This window comes from Paenibacillus sp. BIHB 4019, from assembly GCF_002741035.1.
GTDB lineage: Bacteria > Bacillota > Bacilli > Paenibacillales > Paenibacillaceae > Pristimantibacillus.
On sequence record NZ_CP016808.1, the window covers coordinates 5514813 to 5529193 of the forward strand.

14 protein-coding genes are annotated in these 14381 nt (G+C 49.4%); 12 read left to right on the top strand and 2 right to left on the bottom strand.

From position 1 onward, the window contains the following. Positions 1–97 precede the first annotated feature (97 nt). From BBD42_RS24065 to BBD42_RS24095, 7 genes are all read left to right on the top strand, one after another. A complete protein-coding gene (locus BBD42_RS24065; RefSeq protein ID WP_046232574.1) occupies positions 98–796 on the top strand; it encodes a response regulator transcription factor in 699 nt (232 codons plus the stop codon). Then, the gene (locus BBD42_RS24070) at positions 793–2148 is read left to right on the top strand and encodes a HAMP domain-containing sensor histidine kinase (protein WP_056040715.1); all 1356 of its coding nucleotides are present in this window, start codon (positions 793–795) and stop codon (positions 2146–2148) included. The genes BBD42_RS24065 and BBD42_RS24070 overlap by 4 nt, the downstream gene beginning before the upstream one ends. A 17-nt stretch (positions 2149–2165) precedes the next feature. Continuing rightward, a complete protein-coding gene (locus tag BBD42_RS24075) occupies positions 2166–3026 on the top strand; it encodes a carbon-nitrogen hydrolase family protein (RefSeq protein WP_099520207.1) in 861 nt (286 codons plus the stop codon). Between the two features lie 27 nt (positions 3027–3053). Continuing rightward, positions 3054–3725, top strand: a complete 672-nt coding sequence (locus BBD42_RS24080) for a GNAT family N-acetyltransferase (RefSeq protein WP_099520208.1) — start codon at positions 3054–3056, stop codon at positions 3723–3725. Positions 3726–3759: 34 nt separating this feature from the next. Then, complete coding sequence (locus BBD42_RS24085; RefSeq protein ID WP_099520209.1) at positions 3760–4434, top strand: GNAT family N-acetyltransferase; 675 nt, start codon at positions 3760–3762, stop codon at positions 4432–4434. Positions 4435–4466: 32 nt separating this feature from the next. Beyond that, positions 4467–5231, top strand: coding sequence for an MBL fold metallo-hydrolase (locus tag BBD42_RS24090; protein WP_481855898.1), 765 nt, complete (start codon positions 4467–4469; stop codon positions 5229–5231). A gap of 574 nt (positions 5232–5805) precedes the next feature. Then, entirely contained in the window at positions 5806–7749 is a 1944-nt protein-coding gene (locus BBD42_RS24095) for an endonuclease MutS2 (protein WP_099521778.1), read from the top strand. A gap of 33 nt (positions 7750–7782) precedes the next feature. On the opposite strand, the gene BBD42_RS24100 is transcribed toward BBD42_RS24095, so the two are convergent. Continuing rightward, positions 7783–8424: a thiamine diphosphokinase gene (locus BBD42_RS24100; RefSeq protein ID WP_172455736.1), complete on the bottom strand. Its 642-nt coding sequence runs from the start codon at positions 8422–8424 to the stop codon at positions 7783–7785. 256 nt (positions 8425–8680) lie between these two features. On the opposite strand from BBD42_RS24100, the gene BBD42_RS24105 reads away from it, so the two are divergent. Both BBD42_RS24105 and BBD42_RS24110 read left to right on the top strand, forming a co-directional pair. Next, positions 8681–9313: a trimeric intracellular cation channel family protein gene (locus BBD42_RS24105; RefSeq protein WP_056040868.1), complete on the top strand. Its 633-nt coding sequence runs from the start codon at positions 8681–8683 to the stop codon at positions 9311–9313. Continuing rightward, a complete protein-coding gene (locus BBD42_RS24110; RefSeq protein ID WP_099520212.1) occupies positions 9314–9781 on the top strand; it encodes a low molecular weight protein-tyrosine-phosphatase in 468 nt (155 codons plus the stop codon). A gap of 119 nt (positions 9782–9900) precedes the next feature. On the opposite strand, the gene BBD42_RS24115 is transcribed toward BBD42_RS24110, so the two are convergent. Next, positions 9901–10641: an alpha/beta hydrolase gene (locus BBD42_RS24115; protein ID WP_056040700.1), complete on the bottom strand. Its 741-nt coding sequence runs from the start codon at positions 10639–10641 to the stop codon at positions 9901–9903. Between the two features lie 311 nt (positions 10642–10952). On the opposite strand from BBD42_RS24115, the gene pdhA reads away from it, so the two are divergent. The 3 genes from pdhA to BBD42_RS24130 are packed head-to-tail and all read left to right on the top strand — an operon-like array spanning position 10953 to position 14378. Continuing rightward, the gene (gene pdhA / locus BBD42_RS24120) at positions 10953–12032 is read left to right on the top strand and encodes a pyruvate dehydrogenase (acetyl-transferring) E1 component subunit alpha (RefSeq protein ID WP_056040696.1); all 1080 of its coding nucleotides are present in this window, start codon (positions 10953–10955) and stop codon (positions 12030–12032) included. A 30-nt stretch (positions 12033–12062) separates the two neighbouring features. Then, positions 12063–13040: an alpha-ketoacid dehydrogenase subunit beta gene (locus BBD42_RS24125; RefSeq protein WP_056040694.1), complete on the top strand. Its 978-nt coding sequence runs from the start codon at positions 12063–12065 to the stop codon at positions 13038–13040. A gap of 15 nt (positions 13041–13055) precedes the next feature. Beyond that, positions 13056–14378: a dihydrolipoamide acetyltransferase family protein gene (locus tag BBD42_RS24130; RefSeq protein WP_099520213.1), complete on the top strand. Its 1323-nt coding sequence runs from the start codon at positions 13056–13058 to the stop codon at positions 14376–14378. The last annotated feature ends 3 nt before the right edge of the window (positions 14379–14381 follow it).

Here is a 14381-nt window from a genome sequence, read left to right on the forward strand (position 1 = left end):
TAGTCCGGCTTGCTTGCATTTCAATTGAATATTCCTTTATGATGAGTACAAAACGGGTCCATGCAAGACTATTTGCTAAGGTAGGTGAACGCTTAAGATGAAAGAACGTGTCCTGGTAGTAGAAGATGAAGCAGGCATATCCCGCATTTTACAGCTTGAGCTTGAGCATGAAGGTTATACAGTGGGCACGGCTTTGGACGGACGGACAGGCTATGAAATGGCTTCGTCAGGGGAGTGGGAGCTCGTGCTGCTTGATGTCATGCTGCCGGAGCTTAACGGTATTGAGGTGCTGCGCCGTCTGAGACAGGCGGGAAATGCAGTTCCAGTCATATTGCTTACAGCGAGAGATACCGTTCCCGATAAAGTAAGCGGCTTTGAGCATGGAGCTAACGATTATATTACGAAGCCGTTTGCGATGGAGGAGCTGCTGGCGCGTGTTCGTAATATTTTGCGCATATTCCAGCAAAATCCGCGCGAATCCGAAGGCTCGGATATGATTAAGGTAGGCGATTTGACGATTGAATTGCGTACGCGCAAAGTTTTCCGCAAAGATATTATAATCGAGCTGACGCCGCGAGAATTTGAATTGCTCGTTTATTTGGTTGAGAACAAAAATGAAGAGAAATCCCGAGAGGATATTCTCTCCGAGGTATGGGGATATGATTTTATCGGCGAGACGAATCTGGTCGATGTGTATATCCGTTACTTGCGGCAAAAGCTGGACAAGGGCTACCGCCACAAGCTTATCCATACCGTTCGGGGTGTTGGTTATATGGTCAAGGAGCCTGACGCATGACGCTGCGTAAACGATTTACGCTTTTTACGATTTTCTGGCTCATTTTTATATTGATTTTGTTTAACATTTTCGTTTATTTTTATGTCATTAAAATTACGACAGAAAGCGAAGAGCGCGTTATCGCGAACAAAGTCAATCTCATGCTGGAAAATCCGCAAATCCAAAGCGGCAAAGGGCTTAACAATTCGGATTTGCTTAGTGAATATTATAATGTGAATGAAATGATTCGCATTGTGCAGCCAGATAGCAAGGTCGTCAATATTACAGGCTCGGACCCTGTGCTGCTGGGGCTTCCAGCAGCTTTCGACAGCCAGCATGATACCGGAATGATTTCGAAGGGCGGCGAACGTATTTTGTATATGCGCGTTCCCCTATACGATGGGACCGAAATCGTTGGCATGCTGGAAATTAACAGAGTACTTAACGAGCTGGACAATTATTTGCAAATTTTAGTGGCCGCTCTCACGGTAACTAGTGCGGGCGCGATTTTGTTCGCGATATTCGGTACGTATTGGTTTACGTCCAGACTGACAGCGCCTATCCAGCAAATGGTCACGACGATGCGAGAAATCGACCGAAGCGGGAAGCTGCGGGTTATTGAGACGACCAGCCACGAGGAATCCGCGGAGCTGCAGCAGCTGATCCGAGCTTTCAATCAGATGATTGAGCGGCTCGATCGTACGTTCGAGAAGCAGAAGCAATTCGTGGCAGACGCATCCCATGAGCTCAAAACGCCGCTGACGGTCATTTCCAGCTATGCTAATATGCTTAAGCGTTGGGGACGCGACGATGCCGCAGTGCGAGATGAAGCAATTGAAGCCATTGACCGGGAAGCGAAGCGGATGCAAAATTTGACCAAGTCCATGCTTACGCTTGCTGAAGCCGAGCAAGAGGATTGGCTGAAGCAGGAGCAGTTCGATGTCGTTCAGGCTATCGATGAGCTGGCAGGCATGCTGCAGACGACGTTTCATCGTCCGATTCGGATTAAAACAAGCTCGAAAATCATCAGAATGTATGGCGATAAAGAAAAAATTAAACAACTGTTCGTCATTTTGCTCGACAATGCCATAAAGTATAGTAAGGATTCGATTGATGTTTCGGTTAGCCAAGTGAAAACAATCGTCAAGATTGAAGTTAAGGATAGAGGCGTAGGCATTCCGGAGAGTGACCTGCCGCATTTGTTTGAACGTTTTTATCGGGTCGACGGAGCTAGAAGCCGTGCGACTGGCGGGGCTGGACTCGGTCTTTCCATTGCCAAACGAATTGTTGATTTGCATGATGGCAAGGTAGATGTATTCAGCCAGCAGGATATTGGCACGACGATTACATTGCAATTTAAACAACGAAAGTAACGGTAGGAGGGTCGGTTTTGAAATATAGAGTAGCGGCCGTTCAATACAAATTGGCCGACATCAGCTCATTTGAGCAATTCGCCGAGCAGGTCGCGCATTATGTGCGCAATGCCTCAGAATACGGCACACAGTTTCTGTTATTTCCTGAGTTTTTTACAACGCAGCTGTTGTCCATCAGCGACAGCAGCGGCACACCATTAGCTTTTGACAAACTCCCGAGTTTTACAGCTGCTTATGAAGAGCTGTTCACCAAGCTGGCGGCGGAATACAATATGCACATTGTGGCAGGAACCCATGTTGTAGAAGCGGAAGGCGGCAAGCTTCGCAATGTTGCGCATCTGTTTCATCCGGATGGTAAGATCGACCGTCAGTCGAAAATCCATTTGACGCCGACGGAAGTGAGCGACTGGGCGATGTCGCCAGGAGAAGGGCTGGAAGTGTTCCAAACCCCATATGGCACCATTGCCATGTTAACCTGCTATGATATTGAATTTCCGGAGATCGTGCGGATGGCGAGGGCAAAAGGGGCGGACGTCATTTTTTGCCCATCCTGTACGGATGATCGCCATGGCTTTTATCGCGTTCGGTATAGCGCTCATGCCCGGACGATAGAAAATCAAGTATATGTGGTGACGACTGGTACAGTGGGCTCGCTGCGGAAGGTCGATTTTATGCGGGCCAACTTTGGGCAGGCGGCGGTTTTGTCGCCAAACGATATCCCCTTTCCGCCGGGCGGCATTTTGGCAGAAGGAATCATTAATGATGATATGCTCGTTGTGGCTGATCTTGATTTGAAGCTGCTGGAAGATGTGCGTACCGCAGGCTCCGTAACGACATGGCGGGACCGTCGCACCGATCTTTATACCGATTGGTATTAAAGCTTTCCCTGGCAGAAGGGATGTGGCATTATTCGTAAGCAATTATATGTTTATCATGAGGGCATACCAGTAGAGGCAGTAATAAGACGATACACGGAGTTGGATTTTGAAGGGCTGATCGATGTGCAGCGCGAAAGCTTCCCGCCACCGTTTCCTGCGGAATTATGGTGGAGCAAGGAGCAGCTTGCCGAGCACGTTTCCCGGTTTCCCGAAGGAGCGCTTTGCGCTGAAGTTGGTGGCAGGCTTATCGGCTCGATGACAGGCCTTATCGTTCATATGGACGATTACGGACATTCGCACAGCTGGGAAACGATTACGGATAACGGTTTTATTCGCAATCATAACCGCAGCGGCGATACGCTTTATGTGGTAGATATTTGTGTAATTCCAGAGTACCGAAAGTCGGGCATTGGAAAATGGCTAATGCAGACGATGTATGAGACGGTCGTGCATCTGCAGCTTGAAAGGCTGCTTGGCGGCGGGCGGATGCCCGGCTATTATCGCTATGCAGAAGAAATAACACCGGAAAGTTACGTTAGCGGGGTCGTAGCTGGAAAATACAGCGACCCTGTTCTTTCATTCCTGCTCCGCTGCGGCCGTACGCCGACAGGCATAGCGGCAAATTATTTGGAAGATGAGCAGTCCTGTGGCTATGCCGCACTGATGGAATGGCGCAATCCATTTTTTGCTGCCGATTAAATAACAACCGATACATAAGGAGAGGGGATATTTTATGCTGTACCATCGAATTGCCTCCATTGATGACCCATATTTTGCTGAGCTGCATAAGCTGCTTCAAACGATTTTTCCACCGGAGGAAGTGCTGGCCTATGAGCTGTGGAGAGAACCGCTTGAGGATGCTGGCATCCATGTTTATGTTGCAGTAGAAGATGGCAAAGTAGTAGGCTCCACCGAATATCGTTATTATCCTGAGCTGCGCGTAGCGATGACTGACTTCACTATTATCGGACAAGCGGGCAAGGGCATTGGCCGCTTCCTGCTGCGTGCTAGAGAAAAGGATTTGGCGCGTCTGGCTGAACAATCCGGTACAGAATCGATCGGCATGTTCGCGGAAATTTATAACCCTTATGAAACGGAGGAGCAGCATGCATTTGGCGGCGTAACGCCCATGAATCCATTTGTGCGCCGCGAAGTGTTGTCGCATATTGGGTATAACCGATTGGATTTCCCATATGTGCACCCTTCCTGGGATCATGAGGGTCAAGCGGTAACAGGACTTCAGCTCAGCTTCCTGCCTGCGGATGAAAATATGGCATTTTTGCCGGCTTCGCTCATCGTAACTTTCCTTGAAGGTTATTATGAGGCGCTGCCTAACAAGCCGCAAGCTTGGCTGGATATGATTAATCAGTTGCGACAGCAGGAGCAGGTCGCGCTTCTGCCGCTATAATGCGTATTACCTTTCGTGGAACAGGCGATTCGATGGGCGTTCCGCGTGTTTATTGCAGCTGCGCTGTATGTGAAGAGGCGAGAAGCACGGGCATTAATCGCCGTTTGCGTTCACTCGTACAGCTTGATGGATTGGGTGCAGAGGGTGCAGGTGGAGCTGATGATCCGGTTTGGATTGACTGTGGTCCTGATTGGGGAAGGCAAATGGAAGCGGCTGGACTCAGGTTCGTCAGACGAATTTTAATTACACATGCCCATTTTGACCATATTGGCGGTCTTGTGGAATGGGCAGACTGTTGCCGCTGGCTGAACGTCAAGGGCGAGGCTTTTGCAGCGGCTGAGGTGATTGGCGAAATTAATGCGCGTTTTCCTTGGCTGCAGCGGCAAATCGATTTTCATCCCATAGACGGCGGTAATCTGCGAATGGGCAATTGGGATATAACGAGCTGGCGTATCAATCATGGCAAAAATGGCTATGCGTATGCTTTTCGTTTTGATCATGCGGTCGAGAAACGATCCTGGGCTTATTGCTCAGACGCGATCGGGCTAACGGCCGAACAGCAGCAGCCGCTTTATGGTCTTAATCTGCTTGTGCTCGGAACAAGCTTTTATAAAGAGCCCTTCGCCTATGAAACCCGCTCTGTTTATGATGTAACGGAAGCGCTTGAACTGCTTCAACTTTGGCAGCCGAATCAAACGGTATTTACCCATATGTCTCATGACATTGATCTGAATCGCGATTATGGGCTTCCAACCTCTGTGCAATGTGCAAGGGCAGCACTAGAAGTGACGGTATAGCTAGGCCTAGACCAATGTATCAAATGCAGCATGAAGTTTCTTGCGAACGCCGATGGGGTTGACAAGGAACTTGTTTTTGAAGTAAATTGAAAATATATTTTGTTGGCTGGATGGTTCAGGAAGGGGTTTATTTTATGTTGACAGGTGTTCTTAACTCATAAATTGGATAGATCAGATCGCGTTTGAAGGCGAATGGAGGCTTGCCGGCTGCTTTGTGCAGTTGAGGCAGGTTTCTATGAACGTATCTTCATCAGCGCTCTGATACCAAGAGTTAAGAACATGTGGACTCCGCCTGAATGCTATTCGGCAGCGGCCTGACCACCGTGCTCTTGCAGCACGGTTTTTTGCGTTATTCGCGCTAATGACAACCGTATTTGTGTGGCGGTTACATTAGGCATGATTAATGCTCGGTTAGGTACAGCAGCCGTTTAAAGCAGGAATGGGACGCTCATGCGTTCTGTTCCTGTTTTTTTGTTTTTATGCTTTGACAAGTGCGCCAAACGGTTAATTTCGAACCATTCACGCCAACGAAATGGGAAATACAACCGGTTTTAATGAGGAGCGATAGAAAATGATGCACGAAGCTACGCTAAAGCGTTTGGAATATGACAAATTGAAGGAACAATTAATCGGCTATACGGTTTCTCCGGCAGGGAGAATATTAGCGGAACGCCATCTGCCCAGTATAGAAATGAGACAGATTCAGGCATGGCTGTCGGAGACAGAGGAAGCTTCCGCCTTGCTGGCAGCGGGGGCAAGCGTTCCCTTATCCGCAATGGAGGGTATTGATCCTTTTTTGGCACTGCTTGGCAAAGGACGCATTTATGTTGAGCAGGAGCTGGAGCAATTGCAGACATGGCTCGCTTCTGTCTTGCAAATGCGCAGATATATGGCGAGCAAACGGGCGATAGCCCCGATCATTGCCAGCTATGCAGATTCCATGCATGATTGCCCGCAGCTGCGCGAAGAGCTGAGCCGTTGTATTCGCTACGGAAGCCTCACCGATCAGGCAAGCGCTTCGCTTGCGGAAATTAGGAGGCATCGCTACGCGGTCGAGGACAAAATCAGTCGTAAAATGGAAGCTTCGCTTTCCAAATACAAAGCAGCCTTGCAGGAGCCGATAGTGAGCAAGCGGAGCGGCCGGCTTGTTATCGCAGTAAAGCGCGAGCTGCGCAAGCAGGTACCGGGTACGGTGTGGGATGAATCGGCCAGTGGGCAAACCTTATTCGTAGAGCCGGTTGATGTAGCCGATTTGCAGGTCGAGCTGCGGCAGTGGGAGGCGGAGGAGGAACGCGAACGCACCGTTATTTTATCGGGTTTATCCGATCTGGCTGATGCGCACGAAGCTGAGCTAACACTTAATTTAGAGGCGATGGCTTCCTTCGATTTCATTATGGCGCGCGGCAAGCTTTCGCGTTCCTACGATGGGAAACCGTTTCAAATAACCGGTGAACCTCTCATCTCTTTATCGCAGGCTCGTCATCCATTGCTTGGCCCGTCGGCAGTTCCACTGGATGTGGAGCTTGGTACGAGCTGGAGTCAGCTCATTATTACAGGGCCCAACACAGGCGGGAAAACAGCAACACTGAAAACAATCGGCCTGCTTGTACTGCTCGCTCAGTCAGGGCTGCTTGTTCCGGCAAAGGAAGGGAGCCGATTCGGCATTTTCCGCACGATTATTGCTGATTTAGGGGATGGGCAAAGCTTGGAGCAATCTTTGAGCACCTTCTCCTCGCATATTCGGGTGCTCAGAGAAATGCTGGAATCTGCCGAACCGCGCTCCTTGCTGCTGCTGGATGAGCTGGCGGCTGGCACCGATCCCGGAGAAGGCATAGCTCTATCTATTGCCGTGCTGGAGGAGCTTCACCAGAAGAGAGCTTTAACAGCGGCAACGACACATTTTAATGAGATTAAGCAATATGCTACCCGTACAAGGGGCTGCATGAACGCGCGGATGGCTTTTGATCCGCAGACGCTGCTTCCGCTGTATCAATTGATCATTGGGGAGGCAGGCGAAAGCCAAGCCTTCGCCATTGCCCGCCGTTACGGTTTGCCGGAACGGGTTATGCAGCGGGCGGAGCAGCTCGCAGTTAACCGCCAGCAGGTCATAATGTTAAACCCAGATGCTGCAGCTGTGCATATCGAAGATAGCAGCGAAGCTCATACCGAGGCTGATGTTAAAAATAGCAGCAAAAAACAAGAGGGCGCCGGCAAAAGCGCCTTGCAGCCCTTTCAAGCGGGCGATGCGGTATGGATTTATCCGCTCAAGCGCTTTGGAATCGTTTTTCGTCCGGCTGATGCCCGTGGAGAAGTCATTGTTCAGGTGCAGGGCCGCAAGCTGGCCTTTAACCGCAAGCGGCTCAAGCTGTCGATCAGCAGGGAGGAGCTGTATCCCGGGGAAGATTATGATATGAGCATCGTCTTCGATACTAAGGAGAACCGCAAGCTTCGCAAACAGCTGAGCCGCAAGCATGTGGAAGGGCTGGTCATCGAGATGGAGCCAGAGGCTTTTGAATAATGCTCGTGCTTTTAGTTCCTCATTGTTTAATGTTTAATCGCGGCTTTGAATAATGAGCAGCAGCCCCGTATCAATCGTAATGCTGCCTTCCGTCTCCGTCAGTATATTGCTAATGCCAAGGGATTGGCCAATTTGCAAGTTTGCTTTTTGCAGAGGATACTGAAAGCCAGTTAACGTAATGCCGGAAACAGCAGAAGACATGGGCAGCAAGGAAACATTCGCATACAGCCCTTTCTGTATTATCCGTTTAGAGGAAGTAACAGTAATACAGTTATGTTGGTCGATAATACAGGCGGGGATACCCCGCTGTTCGGCGAGCACCAGCAGCTGCACATTCGATAACGAATGGTCAAAGCGTGTGCCTAAAGCACCCAGTAAAATAATTTCATCTGGATTTTGCTCCAGTGCATAACGCAAAGCCATTTCTGTATCTGTATAGTCTTTATAAATCGGATCACAGGTGATGAGTTCCGTGCTGGCGGAACGTATTTGCTCCAGCTGCTCGCCAGTGACCGAATCAAAATCGCCGATTGCGAGCTGTGGGGAATATCCCTGCTCCACCAAAAATAATGCGCCGCGGTCTGCGCCAATGCGGAAGGCATCCTGCTGCAGATGAGGCAGTGCCCAAGTTCCAAGTTCGCCGCCTGAGCAAATGACTATTCGTTGTGGCATAATCGCTTCCCTCTTCCTTTATCACTTTTGTAGCTATGCCGCCAAAGGACGGCGACAGCCGTTTCACCTTGTAGCTTGTCGCTTTTGCTAGTATATAGCTACTTTGAGCAGGAACACCAGCGGCAGACGGAAATTCGGCAGAGATTTGGCGAAATATGTCGTTGCTTTACGAAAGCGGCGGGGCTAAAATGGGAAAGGACATACCGTATGATAGATGACATCGGACGGGAGAACGGAAGCGGGGGCGTACACGTTGGATTTGGAGATTTTTGGCGTATTCAGCATCATCGGCACCATTGCCTTTGCCGTCAGCGGCGCGGTTGTGGCAATGGAGGAGGAATACGACATACTTGGCGTTTTTGTGCTGGGCCTGGTTACGGCGTTTGGCGGAGGGGTCATAAGGAATTTGCTGATCGGCGTTCCGGTTACCTCGCTTTGGAGCCAGGGTAGCTTGCTGAAAATCGCGCTCATCGCGATGACGATTGCTTTTTTGCTGCCGGTTAAATGGATTTATACGTGGCGCAAAAGCGAAGCTTTTTTCGATGCGATTGGCTTATCAGCCTTTGCGATTCAGGGCGCGCTGTATGCGACGCAAATGAACCACCCGATTAGCGCGGTGATGGTAGCGGCTATGCTGACAGGCATCGGCGGAGGCATCATTCGCGATGTGCTGGCAGGTCGCAAGCCGCTTGTGCTGCGGGATGAAATTTATGCCGTTTGGGCGATGATCGGCGGCCTGGTTATTGGCAAGGGCTGGTTTCATTCTACACTCGATTTGCTGTTCCTGTTCGTGCTTATTATCGTGTTCAGGATGCTGTCGGTGTATTACAAATGGAAGCTGCCGCGACGCTCGCTGCGGGAGAAAATTGTTCAGGAGAAAGGAGAGGCCTAAATGAAGCAAAAAGTGTTGTTCGTTTGTCTCGGGAATATTTGCCGTTCGCCGATGGCGGAGGCTGTTTTTCGCAGCAAGGTGGAGCAGGCGGGGCTGTCAGAGCAAATTATTGTAGATTCGGCGGGTACGGGAGATTGGCATATCGGCCATCCGCCGCATGAGGGCACACGCAAAGAGCTTGACACGAATGGCATATCCTATACAGGGATGAAGGCTCGTCAGTTCACGCAGCAGGATGATGCGGATTTTGACTATATCGTCTGCATGGATACGAAAAACGAGCGTGATGTGCGTGGAATTCTCGGAACGCGTGCGGGGAATGCGGAAGTGCTGACCTTTATGAGCCTGCTGCCCGAGCGCGGCGTAGCGGATGTACCAGATCCTTATTATACGGGACAATTCGATTATGTATTTGAATTGGTGGATGCAGGCTGCGAGCGGCTGCTGGATCATGTGAAGCTTAAGTAGCTCAGCTAAGCGAGCAAGCAATTAATTGGATGGCTCAAATAAACAAACAAAGCCTTGGCTTCCTCCGTGGGCGGGGGAAATCAAGGCTTTGTCTCATTTGCTAGGCAAGGCTGCCCGGCTTATTGGCGCTCGATAAAATACATTAATGCTTCCGGCAGCTCTTTCTGCCAAAAGCCCCATTGATGTTGGCCTTCTTTTTCCGCATAATAAAAGGGAGCTTGTCTTTCTTCGAGCAGCTTTTTGGCTTCACGGTTTAATTCGACAAAATTATACACGCCTCTATCTGTTGTTTCATATGCCGTTTCCTGCAGGCCGACAATCATGTACAGCTCCAGCCAGGAAAGGTCATTCTGTGCAGCCATAATCTCTAGCGAGCGCTCGAAGTAGGCGCCTGATAAGGAAAGTACACGGTTGAACAACTGCGGATAGGCCAGCGCAAGATGAAAGGAGATGGTGCCGCCAAGCGAATCGCCAGCAAGCACGCGATGCTCGGCCTCACGCCGGACCGGATATTTTGCTTCTATAAAGGGAAGCAGCTCCTCGCCGAAGAAGCGGACATAAGCCTCATGGCGGTCTCCGTCAGGAGCATATTCCGCTGTGCGAAATGTTTTATTCACATCGACGCCAACAATTATGAAGGGCTCTACGCCTTCATCCAAAATAATGCGGTTCGCCGTCGTTGCTATTCGGCCGAAGTTGAAAAAGTCTTCTCCGTCCTGGCAGTAGACGACGGGATAGCTCAACAGCTCATTGTAGCCGGGCGGCAAATAGACGCGAAGCGAGCGCTGGCCATCTTGCAAATAGTTGCTTGCAACCGTTTCCCTGAGGACGGTGCGTTTCAAATAACGTTCATCTGTCATCATTTCTTCCTCCGTTGGTTGAATGGAATGGGAGCTTGTGGGTAAACAATAGAGAGATGCCATAGCGATGCGGGATCGGCAGCAGACGGAAAGGCTGTACAAGCTCCAAAGTTTCAACATTGTATTATGCTGTTATACAACTTTTTAACAGCTGTTACATATACAATTTCTTAACAAAAAGGGCATAAGCGTTGAAAATACAGCGGATTTTTTGCTTTTTGCTTTGACCATTTTTGTTAAACAGGTTTATAATAATTCTATAACAGAGTACTGTAATATTCAAATATTAATGATTGAGGTGAGCGTTCACAATGAGCAAAGTGCTTAGCAAACTGCCATATGAAGTTCAAACGGAGCCAGTTACACCATTGTCCGTCTTGTCGCTTGATGGTGAAGTTGTTAACCCGGATGAAATGCCGGAGCTTACGGACGACCAATTAAAAGAAATTATGTACCGTATGGTATTTACCCGTACTTGGGATGATCGTGCCGTGAATTTGGGCCGTCAAGGCCGTTTGGGCTTCTACGCTCCAGTATCCGGTCAAGAAGCAGCCATGATTGGTAGCGAATACGCTTTGAATAAAGATGACTTCATCTGTCCGGGCTACCGCGATATTCCGCAGCTCGTATGGCATGGTCTTCCGATGTACCAAGCGTTCCTATATTCCAGAGGACATCAGCATGGTGGTCAAATCCCTGAGGATGTTCACGTTCTAATGCCGCAAATCATCATCGGCGCGCAAATTTTGCACGCTACTGGTGTTGCGATGGCATTTAAGAAAAAGAATGAAAAACGCGTAGCAATTACGTACACAGGCGACGGCGGTTCTTCCGAGGGCGATTTCTACGAAGGCATGAACTTCGCAGGCGCGTTCAAGCTTCCGGTTATTTATGTTGTACAAAACAATGGCTATGCGATTACAACACCTTATGCTAAACAAACAGCTGCACATTCTGTTGCCCACAAAGCGCTTGCTGCTGGCATCAAAGGCGTGCAGGTTGATGGCATGGACGTACTTGCTGTAATTAAAGCAGTTAGAGATGCTGCTGAGCGCGGCCGCAACGGCGAAGGCGCTACGCTGATCGAGCTTCTTACTTACCGTTATCGTGCGCATTCCATGGCAGATGATACGACAAAATATCGCACCAAAGATGAGGAAGCGGAATGGGCTCCTAAAGATCCACTCATTCGTTTCGGCAAATATTTGGAAAGCAAAGGTCTCTGGTCAGAAGAGGATACAACTCGCGTGAAGGAAGAAGCGAAAGCGACTGTTAACGAGCAAATCAAGAAAGCAGAGGCTGTTGAAAAAATGACGGTTGAAGGCTTGATCGACTCGATGTTTGAAACAACGCCGCAGCACCTCGAAGAGCAAAAAGCTGATTTCAAATAATAGCCTTTAACGAAGGAGGAACTATAGATCATGGCTCAAATGAATATGAAAGAAGCGATCCGTGACGCAATGCGCGTTGAACTTAAACGGGATCCAAATGTACTACTTTTTGGCGAGGATGTTGGTAAAGTCGGCGGCGTGTTCCGCGCGACTGAAGGCCTTCAAGCTGAATTTGGCGAAGACCGCGTATTTGATACGCCGCTTGCCGAGTCCGCTATCGGCGGTTTGGCAGTGGGTATGGGGATTCAAGGCTTCCGCCCAATTGCCGAAATTCAATTCGTAGGTTTCATCTATGAAGCGATGGACCAAATGTTCATTCAAGCGGCTCGTATGCGTTACCGTTCCGGCGGACGCTACAACTCGCCAATCGTATTCCGTACGCCTTTCGGCGGCGGCGTGAAAGCAGCTGAGCTGCACACGGATTCCCTGGAAGGTCTTGCCGTACAGACACCAGGTATCAAAGTTGTTATTCCATCCAATCCTTATGATGCTAAAGGTCTTCTTATTTCCGCTATTCGCGATAATGACCCTGTATTTTTCATGGAGCATTTGAACCTTTACCATGCTTTCCGTACAGAAGTGCCAGAAGGCGAATATACGGTTGAAATCGGCAAAGCCAATGTCGTTCGTGAAGGCAGCGACGTTACAATCATTGCTTACGGCTTGATGGTTCACACGGCTGTTAAAGCAGCTGACGAGCTTGAGAAAAAAGGAATCAAGGCTGAGGTTATCGACCTTCGTTCCCTTGTGCCTCTCGATATCGATACTATTGTAGCTTCGATCCAAAAAACGAACCGTGCAATTGTCGTTCAAGAAGCGCAAAAAACTTCCGGCGTTGCCGCTGAAGTAATCGCTCAAATTAATGAAAAAGCAATTCTGCACCTGGAAGCTCCAGTGCTTCGGGTTGCAGGTCCGGATACCGTTTATCCGTTTGCGCAAGTTGAGGATGCATGGCTTCCAACGGTAGCCCGCATTTCTGCAGCTGTCCAAAAAGTACTTGATTTCTAAAGGAGGATATACGCGGTGGCTAAATTCGAATATCGTTTCCCTGAGCTTGGCGAAGGCTTGCACGAAGGCGAAATTATTAAAGTGCACATTAAAGCCGGCGACAAAGTAACAGATGATGACATTATTATGGAAGTGCAAAACGACAAGGCAATTGTTGAAGTGCCTTGTCCGGTTAACGGCACAGTGCTTGAGGTTTTAGTTAAAGACGGCCAAGTTTGCCACGTAGGCGAAGTAGTCGCTTTGATCGATGCGGAAGGCGAAGTGCCTGAGCAAGCAGCTCCGGCAGCTGAAGAGCCTAAGAAGGAAGAGGCGGCTCCGGCCCCAGCTCCAGAAGCGGCTAAAGAAGCTCCAGCAGCAGAAACAGCTAAAGAAGCTCCTAAAGCTACAAATGCTTCTGTACTTGCTACACCAAGCGTTCGCAAGTTCGCTCGCGAGCAAAATGTTGATTTGACGCAAGTAAGCGGCACTGGCAAAAACGGCCGTATTACGCGTGAAGATGTTACTGGCTTTGACGGTTCTGCTTCTGCAGCATCCGATCAAGCGGCGGCTCCGGCTGAGCAGCAAGACAACGCAGCTGCAGCTGCAAAAGGTGCTGGCGAAGCGAAAGCAGCTCCGGTTGCTGCTGGTACGCCTTACCGTCCGGAAGAGCGCTTGCCATTCAAAGGCATTCGCAAAATTATTGCGGGCGCTATGTCCAAATCCGTTTATACAGCTCCGCATGTAACGATCATGGATGAAGTGGACGTTACTGAGCTTGTGGCACTTCGTGCAAAATACAAGCCTTATGCAGAGAAAAAAGGCGCTAAGCTTACGTACTTGCCATTCATCGTGAAGGCGCTCGTAGCTGCTGCCCGTGAATTCCCAATTATGAATGCGACGCTTGACGAAGCTAATCAAGAAATCGTTTTGCGCAAATATTACAACATCGGTATCGCAACAGATACAGACAACGGCTTGATCGTTCCTGTTATTGAAGATGCGGATCGCAAAAACATTTGGAAAGTGGCTGATTCGATTCGTGATCTGGCAGTTCGTGGACGCGACGGCAAGCTTTCGGCTAACGAGCTGAAAGGCAGCACGATTACCATTTCCAATATTGGTTCGGCAGGCGGCATGTTCTTTACACCGGTTATCAACTTCCCTGAAGTTGCGATTCTGGGTACTGGACGTATTTCCGAAAAAGCAATTGTACGCAATGGCGAGATCGTAGCTGCTCCTGTGATGGCTCTGTCACTGAGCTTCGACCACCGTCTGATCGATGGCGCAACCGCTCAAAACTTTATGAACTACATTAAACAGCTGCTGGGCAACCCAGAACTGTTCATTATGGAGGTATAAACG

What these genes read in the sequence shown, in the direction of transcription:
- BBD42_RS24065 (WP_046232574.1), top strand. Translation starts at nt 98, where the DNA reads ATGAAAGAACGTGTCCTGGTAGTAGAAGATGAAGCAGGCATATCCCGC.
- BBD42_RS24070 (WP_056040715.1), top strand. Translation starts at nt 793, where the DNA reads ATGACGCTGCGTAAACGATTTACGCTTTTTACGATTTTCTGGCTCATT.
- BBD42_RS24085 (WP_099520209.1), top strand. Translation starts at nt 3,760, where the DNA reads ATGCTGTACCATCGAATTGCCTCCATTGATGACCCATATTTTGCTGAG.
- BBD42_RS24090 (WP_481855898.1), top strand. Translation starts at nt 4,467, where the DNA reads ATGGGCGTTCCGCGTGTTTATTGCAGCTGCGCTGTATGTGAAGAGGCG.
- BBD42_RS24095 (WP_099521778.1), top strand. Translation starts at nt 5,806, where the DNA reads ATGCACGAAGCTACGCTAAAGCGTTTGGAATATGACAAATTGAAGGAA.
- BBD42_RS24110 (WP_099520212.1), top strand. Translation starts at nt 9,314, where the DNA reads ATGAAGCAAAAAGTGTTGTTCGTTTGTCTCGGGAATATTTGCCGTTCG.
- BBD42_RS24115 (WP_056040700.1), bottom strand. Translation starts at nt 10,641, where the DNA reads ATGACAGATGAACGTTATTTGAAACGCACCGTCCTCAGGGAAACGGTT.
- pdhA (WP_056040696.1), top strand. Translation starts at nt 10,953, where the DNA reads ATGAGCAAAGTGCTTAGCAAACTGCCATATGAAGTTCAAACGGAGCCA.
- BBD42_RS24125 (WP_056040694.1), top strand. Translation starts at nt 12,063, where the DNA reads ATGGCTCAAATGAATATGAAAGAAGCGATCCGTGACGCAATGCGCGTT.